Source organism: Kordiimonas sp. UBA4487 (assembly GCF_002389025.1).
GTDB classification, from domain to species: domain Bacteria; phylum Pseudomonadota; class Alphaproteobacteria; order Sphingomonadales; family Kordiimonadaceae; genus Kordiimonas; species Kordiimonas lacus.
This window is the reverse complement of the sequence record NZ_DGNR01000015.1, coordinates 219,163-233,043: the sequence shown is the minus strand read 5'-3', so window position 1 is coordinate 233,043 and position 13,881 is coordinate 219,163. Positions and strand designations below refer to the sequence as shown.

The window sequence follows — 13,881 nt, the reverse complement described above, 5'->3', positions numbered from 1 at the left end:
AGGCGCGTTACATTTTCACGCCGAGTGTTTTCGCGGCTTTTCCGATAAACTTCATGGATTGCTGTCCGCCCTGCACCAGCTCCTGCTGGCCTTCCGGGTTGGACAAGTCGTCGAACTGGGCACGGACATTCTCCGGCGTCTGGTCTTCAGGCTTCAGGTAGATGCCGTCGGTTTCATACACCACAGCCTTGGCGTAACCACCTGCACCCGCCGCCAGAATGGTGCGGTTTGGTGCGTCCCGGTCACACAGGGTGATCAGGCCGGCCGTCACGGACTCAGGTGTCGAAAGGTCTAGCGCCGCTTGCGGCAGCAGGCCTTCTGTCATGCGCGTGGCGGCCATCGGCGCCAGACAGTTGACACGGATGTCATACTTGCCGCCTTCAAGGCACAGCGTGTTCATGAAGCCCACCAGCGCCATTTTGGCCGCGCCATAGTTGGATTGCCCGAAGTTGCCGTAGAGGCCCGAAGACGACGTGGTCATGACGATACGACCATAGGCCTGTTCGCGCATGATCTCCCACACTGCCTTGGTGCAGGTAACCGAGCCCATCACGTGAACCTTCATGACGAATTCGAAATCCTCAAGGGTCATCTTGGCGAACGTCTTGTCGCGCAGCACGCCGGCGTTGTTGATCAGCACATCGATGCGGCCCCATTTGTCCATGGTTTTACTCACCATGTCGGCGACCTGCTCGGCGTCACACACGTTGGCGCCGTGGGCGATGGCTTCACCCCCCGCATCGGTGATTTCCTTCACAACGGCTTCAGCCGCCGCAGATGAGCCGCCCTGACCGTGCACATCGCCGCCCAGGTCATTCACAACCACCTTGGCACCCCTGCGCGCCAACTCAAGTGCGTGGGTCCGGCCAAGGCCGCCACCCGCGCCGGTTACAATCGCCACCTGGCCTTCGAAACTGATACTCATGAAATGTCTCCTAACCTAAATCTATTCGCCCACCACGATCATGGTCAGCCACTCGGCGATCAGCGCCGGGCGGTCTTCGCCTTTGATCTCGATGGTAATCTCGTTTTTCAGCAGCAGCCGGTTGCCGGGCTTTTCGTCCACACTGGCCAGCTTGACCCGCGCACGGATTTCGCTGTTCACCTTCACGGGGCTCATGAAGCGAACCTTGTCGCAGCCATAGTTGATGCCCATCACCGTATCCTTCACCCGGAGCGATGCGCCGGATGAAAGCGGCGTCAGCAGCGACAGCGTCAGGAAGCCATGCGCGATGGTGGTGCCGAACGGTGTCTTGGCGGCGGCCTCTGGGTCGATATGAATGAACTGGTGATCGTCTGTCACGTCCGCGAACTTATTGATGCGGTCCTGATCAATTTTCATCCAGTCAGAGACACCTGTCTCCTTGCCGATGTAATTCTGAAGGTCTTCCTTTGCGACCATTTCTGCCATTTCGGCCCCCTCTCAATCCTTGAAAACTCCACTTTGGAGCTTTGATTCAACAATGCAGAACAAGTATCTGTTCCGACTCATTTTTTACGATTCGAATCAGTCTACTTCATCCGATTCGTTTCTGCGTCGTTTTGTCCTTCGTCACGGCAGCGCCGACAGACCCCCATCCAGTGGGATAATGCCACCTGTAATGTAACTGCCTGCCTTTGACGTCAGCATCAGAAGCACGCCCGCGATGTCTTCTGGCGTGCCACAGCGGCGTAGAGGTACACCTTCTTCCATCGCCTTGCGGCGCGCTTCGTCACTCGTTATATGGGCCATCATGCGGCTGGGGAAAGGCCCCGGTGCAATGGCGTTCACGGTAATGTTGTCGCTGCCAAGCTCGTTCGACAGCATGCGCGTCAGGTGATGCACCGCCGCCTTGGAGGCACCATAGCTGTAGGCCGTGTTCGACACAGGCCGCGTACCCACAACGGAGCCCAGATTAACAATCCGGGCCGGGTCTGACGCTGTTGCTGACTTCCTGAGCATCGGCAAAAGGCGACGCGTCAGGTCGGCAACCGCCGTGACATTCAGGGTAAAGACCTCATCCCATTTGGACCGGGGAAACTCCTCGAACGGGGCACCCCATGTCATCCCGGAATTGTTCACCAGAATATCCAGCTTGTCCTCATGCGCCGCCATGGCCTTCGCCAGATGGGCCGTGCCCTCTTCTGTCTTCAGGTCGGCCTGCAGCGCAATCACCTTACCCGGGCCGACGGCATTCAGCTCAGCAGCAACGGCCTCGCAGCTCTCCAGCCGCCGGGATGCAATATAGACTTTGCATCCGGCGCGCACGAGCGCCTCTGTGGCCATGGTGCCGATGCCCGAGCCTCCGCCCGTCACCAGCGCCACTTTGCCTTCGATGCTGAAAAGGTTGGAAATCTCCATGCCTTTATCCTTCAAGCCCGCTTAAACGCTGTTTGAGCGGTATTTCTTCAACTCAGTCCGGGCGATCACCATGCGGTGCACCGCATCCGGGCCGTCGGCGAAACGAAGCGTCCGCTGACCGTGCCACATAGCCGCCAGCGGGAAGTCCTGGCTGATGCCCTGCCCGCCATGCATCTGCATGCTTTCGTCGATCACCTTCAGCGCCATGCGCGGTGCCACCACCTTGATCTGGCTGATATAAGGCTGTGCGGCCTGCGTACCGATGGTGTCCATCATGTGTGCAGCCTTGAGGCAGAGAAGACGCGCCATCTCGATCTCAATCCGGCATTCGGCGATGATGTCATAGTTGGCACCTAGCTTCACAAGCGTCTTGCCGAAGGCTTCCTTCGACAACGAGCGTTTGATCAGCAATTCAAGTGCGCGTTCCGCCGCGCCGATGGAGCGCATGCAGTGGTGGATACGGCCTGGGCCCAAGCGGCCTTGGGAAACCTCAAAGCCACGGCCTTCGCCGAGAACCAGGTTTTCCTTCGGCACGCGCACGTTGGTAAAGCGAATATGCATGTGGCCGTGCGGCGCATCATCATGGCCGAACACCATCATCGGGCGCAGGATTTCTATGCCAGGGATGCCGGCTTCCACCAGGATCATGCTGTGCTGGCTTTTGCGCGGCGCTTCGTCGCCTGCGGTTTTCACCATGGTCACATAGACCGCGCAGCGCGGGTCACCGGCGCCAGACGCCCAGTATTTCTCGCCGTTCAGGACATATTCGTCGCCGTCCAGTTCGGCCGTCATGGCAATGTTGGTGGCGTCAGACGAGGCTACGTCTGGTTCCGTCATCAGGTAAGCCGAGCGGATTTTACCTTCCAGGAGCGGCTTAAGCCATTTTTCCTTGTGCTCATCCGTGCCGTAGCGCTCGATCACTTCCATGTTGCCGGTGTCGGGCGCGGAACAGTTGAAGCTTTCCGCTGCCAGGTGAGACCGGCCCATTTCTTCCGCCAGATAGGCATACTCGACAGTGGTCAGGCCATAGCCTTCCTTGCTGCCTGTCAGCCAGAAATTCCACAGACCAGCCTCTTTCGCCTTGGCCTTGAGGTCCTCAAGGATTTCCGTCATGCGCGGCGTGAATTCGAACCGGTCGCCCGTACCACCCACTTCGTGATGATATTCATCTTCAACTGGCACAACGTGCTCATCGATGAAGGTGCGAACTCTTTCTCTCAGTTCCTGGCCGCGTTTGCTAAGCCCCAAATCCATAGACATGACTAATTCCTTCTTCTCTTAACTCTATTGTTATGCTGCCGCTGCCGCCCAAAGGCCGCGGTATTGTTCCTTGATGCCCTTGCGGTCGATCTTGCCCGAGGCAATGATCGGCAGTGGCTCATGCGTGATCCAGATTTTCTCAGGCACCTTGAAGGCGGCCAGGTGTTTGGCCACCTCGGCCTTCAGGTCAGCCTCGCTGATATCCCGGTTGACGGACACAACAGCGCCTACAAGTTCGCCAAGGCGTTCATCCGGCAGGCTGAAGACCATCACGTCATCGACTGCATCATGCGCGTGCAGCACGCCCTCAACCTCAAGCGAACTGATGTTTTCGCCGCCGCGGATGATGATGTCCTTCAGGCGGTCAACGATATAGAGATACCCCTCGTCGTCCAGATACCCGACATCGCCGGAATGGAACCAACCGTTCTTGAAAGCCCGCGCCGTAGCTTCAGGGTTATTCCAATATTCACGGATGTTGACCACGCTCTTGATACACACTTCGCCGGGCTCACCCGCCGGCAGTTCCTTGCCGGTCGCCGGGTCGGTGATCCGCACATGGATCAGCGGCGGCGTCGGTTTACCCGTGCTGGTGGGCCGGTCGACATATTCGTCCGCCGACAGCACGGCGGTCAGACTGTTGGTTTCTGTCAGGCCATAGCCGATACCAGGGTTGGCGTTCGGGAAAGACTTTTTGATCAGTTTGACATGCTCGGGCGGGCGCGCGGCGCCACCACCACCGATGTCTGTGAGCGTTGAGAGGTCATATTTGCCGCGAAGGTCCGAGGCCGCCATCTCGTAAGACATGGTGGGTACACCGGTGAAGGTGGTCACCCCCTCCTTCTCGATCAGGCGAAAGGCTTCTTCCACGTCCCACTTGTACATCATCACAAGCTTGCGCCCAATGGTGGCTGACACAAACAGGACCGGCAAAAGCCCTGTGATATGGAAAAACGGCACGGCCACCAGCATCACAGGCTGGAAATCCGGGTCCGGGTTCAGGCGCCCCAACATCTTGAGCGACAGGGCAATACACACCCAGTTCATCAAAAGGCTGACCACCGCCCGGTGTGTGGAAAGTGCCCCTTTCGGGAAGCCGGATGACCCACTGGTGTACATGATCATGGCCAGATCTTCTGGCCCTAGGTCCACCGTTGGCCACACAAACGGCTTCTTGCCTTCAAGCGTGGTAGCCATGGCCGTCACATTGGCAGCTTCCGGCGCGGCATCGCGCGCGACAATGATCTGCATATCGGCCTGTGTCATGAACCTGAGCGCCCGCTCACCGTCGGTCACGGCAACTTTGGCGCCGCTGTCCTTGATGCCCCAGGTGATCTCTTCTTCTGTCCACCATGCGTTCATCACCACAGCAATACCGCCGGCTGCGATGATTCCCATATAGGCGATCGGCCATTCCGGATAGTTGCGCATGGAAAGTGCGACCCGGTCGCCCTTCTTGACGCCGAAATCGTCAACCAACGCCTGTGCAAACATGGAAGCACGGGCAACGGTATCCTTGAAGGTCAGGCGCTCATCGTCATAGACCAAGAATTCCTTGTCGCCGTGCCCCAGGAACATCATGAAGGCTTCCCGCAGGCTGGGCGGCTGGTTGGCGAACACTGTGTGTGTTACGCCATTAATTTCCTGTTCCGTCGTCTCGAACGGCATGCCCTCGCGGGTCAGCATGCCAATCACCTGATCGGACGGCGTCGATGGGTCGACGCTTGGCAGGTTCAGATTATCAAATGCACTCATTCTCTACCCCCTCCGGCTCAATAGCCTGAGCAGGCTGCAAACCTGTCTGCGTGATAATTATAATCGCCGAACAGATGCTGAAGCACCCGCGCGCGCTTGATGAAGAACCCGAGGTCGAACTCATCGGTCACGCCCATGCCGCCATGCATCTGGATCGCTTCCTTGGTCGCAAGCTCCGCCGTTTTGCTGGCTTTCGCCTTGGCAAGACTTGCGAACCAGCGGATATCGCCGCCCGCGTCCGCCATCTGCAGCGCCTTCAAGACGGCTGACCGTGTCACTTCAATCTCGCCAAACCATTCAGCGGCCCGGTGTTGAAGCGCCTGGAAGGAGCCAATCGGCACGCCGAATTGCTTGCGTTCCTTGATATATTCCATGGTGACCTCGAACGTCTGCTGCGCGATGCCCAGCAGTTCCGCCGCCACGATGATCCGGCACCGGTCCAGCGCGGGCTCAAGCACATCCATGGCCTTGCCTTCAGCACCTAGAGGCTCAGCGGCTTCGACACCTTCGAAGGTCAGCTTGGCCCAATTACGGCTATCCATGGAGATCACACGGTCGACGATCAGGCCGGATGCGCCCTTGTCCACCAGATAGAGGCTCAGGCCGTCCCGGTCACCCGGCTCGCCCGAGGTGCGGGCCAGCACGATGACCTTGTCAGCCACATGCCCGTCCGGCACGAAAGTCTTGAGGCCGTTCAGCTTGCCGCCAGCGGCCTTGAGTGCCGTTCCTTCAGGGTCATGCTTGCTGGTCTCGTCAATCGCCAGCGTCACGATCAGCTCGCCGGATGCGATGGCAGGCAGCAGCGCTGCCTTCTGTTCCTCGCTTGCAGCAGCCGCAATAACCGATGCGCCCACCACGCTCGAAGCCAGAAAAGGCGAGGCCGACAGCGTTTTGCCCATGGCTTCCGCCACAATACCCGCGCCGACACAGCCGAAGCCGGTGCCGCCGTGGTCTTCATCCACCATCAGGCCGGCAAATCCCATCTCGGACATTTCCTGCCACAGGTCAGCGGAATAACCGGTCTCATCCTTGTCATCACGCAGCTTCCTGAGCTGGGTGATCGGTGCTTTTTCTGCGAAGAAGCCCTCTGCGGATTCTTTCAGAAGCTGCTGTTCTTCATTCAATACCATTGCCATGGTGAAACTCCCCCTTAACTCGGCAGGCCAAGCACACGCTTGGCAATGATGTTGTGTTGAATTTCGGTGGTGCCACCCTCAATGGAGTTGGCTTTGGTCCGGAGCCAGGTGCGCGGGATTTCGCCGTTGTTCGAGAACTGGCCTTCCCACTCAAACGCGTCAGAGCCGTTGATCTTGACGATCAGTTCGTGGCGATCCTTGTTGAGTTCCGTGCCGTAAGCCTTGAGGAAGGACGAATAAGCGCCCATCTCGTTGCCGGCCTTGGCCTCGTCCTTGGCGCGCTCCATGGTGAACATGAAAGCCATAGCGTCAATCTCATGCTCGGCAATCTGGTGGCGGAGCATGGTTTCCGGCAGCTCACCGGCGTCATTGGTACCCAGCTTGTCGACCGCGAGGCGGTTGAGCGGCACCGGCAGGCCCATTTCGGAAATGCCCGTGCGTTCGTGCGTCAGCAGGTATTTCGCAACCGTCCAGCCCTTGTTCACTTCGCCCACAAGGTTCTTCTTAAATGCCTTCACATCGTCAAAGAAGGTTTCGCAGAAGGGCGAATAACCGGAAATCAGCTGGATCGGCTTCGTCGACACGCCCTCGGACGCCATATCGAACAGGATGAAGCTGATGCCGTTATGCTTGTCTGTTGCATCCGTGCGGATCAGGCAGAAAATCCAATCCGACTTGTCAGCATAGGACGTCCAGATTTTCTGGCCGTTGATAATATAGTGGTCACCCTTGTCTTCAGCCTTGGTGGCGAGAGCGGCAAGGTCAGACCCCGCGTTGGGTTCGGAATAGCCCTGACACCAGCGGATCTCACCGCGCGCGATGGACGGCAGGTGCTCAAGCTTCTGCTCGTGTGTGCCAAACTTCAAAAGCGCCGGGCCAAGCATCCAGATACCGAAGCTGGTCAGCGGCGAGCGAGCCTTGATGCGCTTCATCTCTTCCGCCAGGATTTTGGCTTCGTCTTTACTAAGGCCGCCACCGCCATATTCCTTTGGCCAGGTCGGGACCGTCCAGCCGCGCGCGCCCATGCGCTCAAGCCACAGCTTCTGGTCTTCGCTTTGGAACACAAAATTACGACCGCCCCAGCAGATGTCCTTTTCGCCTTGCGCAGGCGTGCGCATCGATGCAGGGCAATTTTCTTCCAGCCAGGCCCGCGTCTCGGCGCGGAATGCCTCAAGATCACTCATTATACCAGTCTCCCCAGACGTCGCCCCTTCCCGGGCGGCAATACAAGTCTCAGGGGTAAGGAGTAAGGCGGTTTTGCCCCACGGCAAGGCGTGGAGCGAAAGTTTCTGGCCGAACTGGCCGTAACGTCAAAAAAACTTCTGATCGGCTGGCCTAAGCTGAAAACAATCCTATCTAACTGTCCGTCTATCCTGTCGTTAGAGACCGGCAGCGCGCGCAAGAATGAGGCTTATGGCTGGATTTTCCTATCAAACTGTATGGCGGCTCGCTGGGCCGAATATTGTCAGCAATATCCTGATGGTCTCCATCTCCTTCGCGCATCTCTGGATCGTGGCGCCTCTGGGGCCGGAAATGAGCGCCGCCGTTGTCGCCGGAGGGCGGGTGCATTTTCTATTGATGGCCGCCGCCATGGCGCTATCGGTTGCCACAACTGCTGTAGTGGCCCGTGCCTGGGGCGCGGATGACACGCATGAGACGTCGGCCTCCACCGCCAGTTCGCTCGCGCTCGCGATCATGATTTCAATCGTGCTGGGTATCACCACCTATTTTGCAGCGCCTATTCTCGTGAAAATGTTCAGCCTGGACGGCAGGACCGCCGCGCTTGCGGTGGCCTATATCCAGCCGGCGGCGCTCCTCAATATCGTCTTCGCCCTGATGCTGACAATCGCCACAGCCTTCCGGGCCATTGGCGATGTGATCAGGCCGCTGCGTTATATGGCGGTCGGGGCGGCCGCAGCGATAATCCTATCCTATGCGTTGGTGCGCGGCGCTTTTGGGGCGCCTGCTGTCGGCATTGCCGGCATTCCCTGGGGAACCGCTGCTGGGCAATCCCTGATTGTCCTTTGGTTCCTCGTCAACTGGCTGCGCGGGCGATATGTATTCCGCCCTCACCTTCAAGGGGCGCTCAGAAAACGCCGGATCGGGCAACTGGTCAAGATCGGGGCGCCTGCCGCGATCGAGCAGGTGTTGATCCAGATGAGCTTCCTTCTGTTCATGATGTTGATCAGCAGCTACGGCACCGCGGCCTTTGCCGCCTACGGCATCGGCATCACCATCCTCAGCATCACCATCGTGGTGGGCCTGGGCTTCGGCACCGCCAGCGCGACACTTTCGGGCCAGTTGATCGGCGCTGAAAAGCACGACGCAGCCGTCGCCAGTGGCTGGGCCGCCATGCGCCTTGCCATGGTGGGCATGTGCGCGCTCGCGGTCGTCACCTACGCCTTCAAAACACCCCTGGCCAATATCTTGTCCGCAGACCCTGTCGTGCGGGCAGACACGGAATTCTTCATCCTGATCCTGGCGCTGATCCAGCCGCTGATGGCAATCGAATTTGCCATTGGTGGTGCACTAAGGGGCGCGGGCGATACGCGCTACCCGCTGTTTGTGACATTCTGCGGCATGATTGTCGGGCGCCTTTCGGTCGGGTTCGCTGTGCTGGCCCTGGGCGGCCCGGTTGAGGCCATGTATAGCGTGATCGTGGGTGACTATGCCATCAAGGCAGCCCTTTTGGTGCGCCGGTACCGCAGGGTCGACTGGACGGAGATGGAGCGCCACCCCCATGCGCCAAGCGCACTGCAGTCAGTGGCGGGCATCAGCCGCGGCCCGGTCCGCAGCTTCTTTGGCCGCCGCGAAACCGTAGAAAAACAGCCATAATCACAAATTTACAGCCAAGCTTTGGACATGGCCCCCAATTGGCCTAGTTTCATGACTGGAAGACGTCGGGGCACGGCCCCAATCAAAGGAGGGGAAAATGGCAAAACCAGGCATGCTGGACATCAGAAGCGTCAAGGATCAGGTATCGGCAGAAGAATGGCAGGCCCGCGTGGACCTTGCCGCCGCTTACCGCATGATGGCCTATATGGGCTGGGACGATTTGATCTACACCCACCTGTCGATGCGCATTCCGGGGACAGACCACCATTTCCTGATCAACCCGCTGGGGCTGATGTTCGAGGAAATCACGGCTTCAAGCCTTGTGAAGGTAGACCTGAACGGCAACCAGCTGATGGACACACCCTTCATCCCCAACGCTGCCGGTTTCGTGATCCACAGCGCCATCCACGAGGCGCGCGATGACGCCAACTGCGTGATGCACCTGCATACAGATTACGGCATTGCGGTATCGAACCAGAAAGATGGACTGTTGCCCATGTGCCAGACCAGCATCGTGCCCTGGGCCATGGTGGCCTATCATGACTATGAAGGCTTTGCGGTAAACGACGGCGAAAAAGAGCGTCTGGTTGCAGACTTCGGCACCAAGAACGCCCTGATCCTCAGGAATCACGGCACGCTCACAGTCGGTGACACGGTTGCAAAAGCGTTTGAAGCCATGTGGTTCCTGGAGCGCGCCTGTAAAATCCAGATCCTGACCCAGTCCACCGGCGCTGCCATCTATAAGCCAAGCCAGGAATCGATCGACAATGCCCTTCGGGACCTCCGCGTCGTGGCCGGTGCAAACGGGGCTGACAATTTCGTCTGGCCCGCTATTCTGAGGAAAATGGAACGGCTTGACCCAAGCTTCCGTGACTAGCTTTTGATTTAACACCAGGGGTTTTATGACCAAGGTTCAACCGATTATTGACCAACTGGCCGTTGAACGGCTGGATAAGCTGCTGTTTCGCGGCACACCAAACCAGTGGCCGAACCAGCATGTGTTTGGTGGCCATGTTATTGCGCAGGCCATGGAAGCCGCAACGCTGACGGTCGGGGAAGGCTATAAGCTGCATTCGTTGCACTGCTACTTCCTGCGGCCGGGCATCGCCACCCAACCGATCCTTTATGATGTGGACCCGATCCGCGATGGTCGCAGTTTTGTGACCCGGCGGGTCGTTGCCATCCAGAACGGTGAGGCGATCTTCACGATCGCGGCGTCCTTCCATGTGGGCGAACAAGGCGTTGAACACCAGATAGATATGCCAGATGTGCCCCAGCCGGAAGACCTGGACGATGATGAGGCCTATTATGCCCGCGTGCTGCGCGCCTTTGGCAAACAGCCCAAGGACAAGCCTTTCATGCCTTTCGAGATGCGCTCCATTGACCGGATGGACCTTGAAAACCCGCAGCCCAAAAGCCCGGAAACAGGCTATTGGTTCCGCTTGAAGGAAAAAATTGATGGTGACCAAGCGCTGCATGCCCGCCTGATGGCCTATATCTCCGACTTCGCTTTCCTGTCAGCGAACCTCAGGCCGCACGCCATGATCCCGCGCGATCCGCGCCTGAAGACTGTGGCCAGCCTCGATCACGGCATGTGGTTCCACCGGGAAAACTTCCGTGTGGACGACTGGATTTACTACAAAACTGACGGCTACTGGACCGGCAAGGGCCGCGGCCTCGCCCGGGGTGCGCTCTATGACCGCACGGGCCGGTTGCTGGCCTCCACGGCACAGGAGTGCCTGCTGCGGCTCAAACAAGAAGAAAAAGAGGCCCTTTCCTAACCGGAAGGGCCTCTTTGGCTTGTTACTTGTTTGGGGGCTTACTTGAGCCCGTATTTCTTGCGCCAGACCACATAGCGCACTTCAACGCCGCTCATGATACTGCGCCTCAGCCCTGAGGCCGACTTGACCATATCGAGGGTCTCGATGGCCATTTTCTTGTCTTTCTCGTCCGGTTCCCACGTATCCAGCGCCATATAGCTGTCGCGAATCTGCACAGCAGTTTCCTCGCTGACATTATAGTTGCCGACGAGATCAAAATACTGATCCAGCGTGTTCTTTTTGGCTGGCAGATTGTTTGAGACCTGTGAATAGACAAAATAACCGTCCGCGCGCACCATGGCCTGCACATGGGCCGTCCATTCATGGTCTTCGCGGAAAGCGCGCAGGTCATCCATGCAGAAGAGCGCGTCAAACTTCATCTTCTCGCGCCGCATTGGGTCGTCCAGATGATGGGCCGGATGAATTTTGGCTGCACTTGTGCCGACGAACATACGTTCCAAGTGCTCGCGGCATTCGACCCTGCCCTCATAGGCATCCACCGTATAACCGCGCTCGACCATGGTTCTCACCAACCGTCCGCCGCCCGGGCCAATCACACCAACCCGCGCCCTGCCGGGCAGGTCACTGAACATGGCCATGTCTTCGATGATGTCCAGGCTGATCGGACGCTCGCAATAGTCCATATTCTGCCCATTGAAGAGCAAATCCAGTGCGAGCGAGAAAGCTAGTTTTTCAGCCACAAATGTCCCCTCTGCCGTGCTTGGTCCATAAGCCGCAGAATAACGACAGAAAGTGAACCAATGTTAAACAACTCGCCACAATTGTAGCTGAGTACGAAAGCCTGAGAATATTTGCCTGAAAGAATAAAGCCTCCGACGCACTGCACCGAAGGCTTCACCCTATACCATAGATTTTTCGCTAAATGCCAGATTTTTCAATCAGTAAGCGAGCATAGTTGCCGATCTGGTTGGTTCGCCCACCAAACCCTGCAAACGCCTTGTTCTTGGTCTGGCCATGGTAATAGCGATAATAGATTTGCTGCAAAATCACCGCCAGGCGGAACACGCCGTACACCAGATAGTAGTCGAACTTGGCCAGGTCATAGCCGGTCTTTTCGGCATAGAGCTCACAGATTTCCTCGCGGGTCAGCATACCGGGCGCCATGCAAGGCTGCATGCACATGGCAATCATCTCGTCCGGGTCACCGGGCTGCGACCAGTAGGCCAGCGTGTTACCAAGGTCCATCAATGGGTCGCCCAGCGCGCTGATTTCCCAGTCCAGGATCGCCTTGATCTCGAACGGGTTGTCTTCGCACAGGATCACATTATCGAGCCTATAGTCGCCGTGCAGCACCGCGTGGCCAACCTCACCCGGCGGCATATGGTCTTCCAGCCACTTGCGCACATCGGCAAAATCTTCGACGTCATCGGTGATCACGCGCTCATAGCGGCGGTTCCAGCCTGTCACCTGGCGTTCCACATAGCCTTCAGGCTTGCCGAAGTCACCAAGTCCCGCCGCCTTATAGTCAACCTGATGCAGTTCGATCAGTTTGTTGAAGAAAGACAGGCACAGTTTGCGGCCTTCTTCTTCGCCAAAACCCCAGCTTGCGGGGATCGTGCGGTCCAGCTTGCGGCCGTCCACCTGTTCCATCACGTAAAATTCAGCGCCCAAGGGGCTGCCTTCGTCCGGCACATGGAAGTAGGTTTCTGGCACCGCCGGGAAGACCGGTTTCAGGGCATTCATCACGCTATACTCGCGGATCATGCTGTGACCTGATTTGGGACGCGTGCCATGTGGCGGGCGCCTGAGAACCAGACTTTTGTTCGGGTACTGGATCGAATAGGTCAGGTTCGAATGGCCGCTGGCGAACTGGCGGATCGTCGGCGTGCCTTCAAGCCCGCCAATATGCTCTTTGATGATATTGTCGATCAGATGGCTGTCCAGCTCCTCGCCTTCACGCACATTGACCGTTTTATTGAGCGATTCTGTCATGTCTGCCTCCCTTACGCCGTCCAACCGCCGTCCATCACCAGCGTGGTGCCGGTGGTGAAAGCCGCCGCATCAGACGCCAGATACAGAACGCCGCCCACCATATCCTCCGGCTTGCCCGCGCGCGGGATCGGGAACTGGCTGGTGTATTGGGACAGCATATCTTCATTCGACGTGAACACGGCCGTCATCTTGGTATCCACCAGCCCCGGGCAGATGGCATTCACACGAATGCCGTCATGGCCATATTCGCGGGCGTAGGCCTTGGTCATATTGATCATGGCCGACTTGGTCATTGAATAGATGCCCTGCAAGTGCCCCGGCGAGATACCGTTGATGGACGCCACATTGACAATGGCGCCGCCGCCCTGCTCTTTCATCATCTTCACCGCTTCAGCGGACAGATAGAAAGGGCCTTTCAGGTTCACGTCGATGGTTTTATCGAACGCGGCTTCCGGCGTTTCGCCAATCAGGCCATAAAAGGGGTTGGTGCCACCGCAGTTCACCAGCACGTCCAGGCGGCCATATTCCGCCTTGATCCATTCAAACACCGCCGTCACATCTTCCATCTTGCCGGCGTGCGCTGCCTTGGCCTTGGCGTCACCACCATCCGCCCGGATGCTTTCAGCAACGCCCTCACAGGCGTCCTGGTCACGGGAGGAGACGATGACCTTCGCCCCATTGGCGGCAAAAGCGCGCACGATGGCTTCACCAATACCGCGCGAGGAACCGGAGACAAAAACCACCTTGTCGGTGAAATCCATTAGTTTGGTATAATCCATTG

13 protein-coding genes are annotated in these 13,881 nt (G+C 58.1%); 3 read left to right on the top strand and 10 right to left on the bottom strand.

Features of this window, described 5'->3' with window-relative positions; genetic code table 11:
• Nucleotides 1–7: 7 nt before the first annotated feature.
• The 7 genes from B3Z17_RS17540 to B3Z17_RS17510 form a co-directional block, all read right to left on the bottom strand.
• Nucleotides 8–925 carry an SDR family NAD(P)-dependent oxidoreductase gene (locus B3Z17_RS17540; RefSeq protein WP_068306774.1) on the bottom strand — a complete coding sequence of 306 codons (918 nt, stop codon included), beginning with the start codon at nucleotides 923–925 and terminating at the stop codon, nucleotides 8–10.
• Between the two features lie 21 nt (nucleotides 926–946).
• Nucleotides 947–1,411, bottom strand: a complete 465-nt coding sequence (locus B3Z17_RS17535; RefSeq protein ID WP_068306775.1) for a MaoC family dehydratase — start codon at nucleotides 1,409–1,411, stop codon at nucleotides 947–949.
• 141 nt (nucleotides 1,412–1,552) lie between these two features.
• Complete coding sequence (locus tag B3Z17_RS17530) at nucleotides 1,553–2,341, bottom strand: SDR family oxidoreductase (RefSeq protein ID WP_068306777.1); 789 nt, start codon at nucleotides 2,339–2,341, stop codon at nucleotides 1,553–1,555.
• 21 nt (nucleotides 2,342–2,362) lie between these two features.
• Entirely contained in the window at nucleotides 2,363–3,601 is a 1,239-nt protein-coding gene (locus tag B3Z17_RS17525) for an acyl-CoA dehydrogenase family protein (protein WP_286831025.1), read from the bottom strand.
• 30 nt (nucleotides 3,602–3,631) lie between these two features.
• Nucleotides 3,632–5,356: a class I adenylate-forming enzyme family protein gene (locus B3Z17_RS17520; RefSeq protein WP_286831024.1), complete on the bottom strand. Its 1,725-nt coding sequence runs from the start codon at nucleotides 5,354–5,356 to the stop codon at nucleotides 3,632–3,634.
• Between the two features lie 17 nt (nucleotides 5,357–5,373).
• The gene (locus B3Z17_RS17515; RefSeq protein ID WP_286831022.1) at nucleotides 5,374–6,492 is read right to left on the bottom strand and encodes an acyl-CoA dehydrogenase family protein; all 1,119 of its coding nucleotides are present in this window, start codon (nucleotides 6,490–6,492) and stop codon (nucleotides 5,374–5,376) included.
• A gap of 14 nt (nucleotides 6,493–6,506) precedes the next feature.
• A complete protein-coding gene (locus tag B3Z17_RS17510; protein ID WP_286831020.1) occupies nucleotides 6,507–7,676 on the bottom strand; it encodes an acyl-CoA dehydrogenase family protein in 1,170 nt (389 codons plus the stop codon).
• A 229-nt stretch (nucleotides 7,677–7,905) separates the two neighbouring features.
• Here B3Z17_RS17510 and B3Z17_RS17505 point away from each other — a divergent pair, with 229 nt between their 5' ends.
• The 3 genes from B3Z17_RS17505 (at nucleotide 7,906) to B3Z17_RS17495 (ending at nucleotide 11,108) form a co-directional block, all read left to right on the top strand.
• Entirely contained in the window at nucleotides 7,906–9,327 is a 1,422-nt protein-coding gene (locus tag B3Z17_RS17505; protein WP_286831018.1) for an MATE family efflux transporter, read from the top strand.
• 97 nt (nucleotides 9,328–9,424) lie between these two features.
• Entirely contained in the window at nucleotides 9,425–10,204 is a 780-nt protein-coding gene (locus B3Z17_RS17500; protein WP_286831017.1) for a class II aldolase/adducin family protein, read from the top strand.
• Between the two features lie 25 nt (nucleotides 10,205–10,229).
• Nucleotides 10,230–11,108: an acyl-CoA thioesterase gene (locus B3Z17_RS17495; RefSeq protein WP_068306794.1), complete on the top strand. Its 879-nt coding sequence runs from the start codon at nucleotides 10,230–10,232 to the stop codon at nucleotides 11,106–11,108.
• A 38-nt stretch (nucleotides 11,109–11,146) separates the two neighbouring features.
• Here B3Z17_RS17495 and B3Z17_RS17490 read toward each other — a convergent pair whose 3' ends face one another.
• The 3 genes from B3Z17_RS17490 to B3Z17_RS17480 all read right to left on the bottom strand — a co-directional run bounded on the left by B3Z17_RS17490 (nucleotide 11,147) and on the right by B3Z17_RS17480 (nucleotide 13,879).
• Nucleotides 11,147–11,848, bottom strand: coding sequence for a hypothetical protein (locus B3Z17_RS17490; protein WP_068306797.1), 702 nt, complete (start codon nucleotides 11,846–11,848; stop codon nucleotides 11,147–11,149).
• 178 nt (nucleotides 11,849–12,026) lie between these two features.
• A complete protein-coding gene (locus B3Z17_RS17485) occupies nucleotides 12,027–13,100 on the bottom strand; it encodes a phosphotransferase family protein (protein WP_286831014.1) in 1,074 nt (357 codons plus the stop codon).
• Between the two features lie 11 nt (nucleotides 13,101–13,111).
• Complete coding sequence (locus B3Z17_RS17480; RefSeq protein WP_286831012.1) at nucleotides 13,112–13,879, bottom strand: glucose 1-dehydrogenase; 768 nt, start codon at nucleotides 13,877–13,879, stop codon at nucleotides 13,112–13,114.
• Nucleotides 13,880–13,881 lie beyond the last annotated feature (2 nt).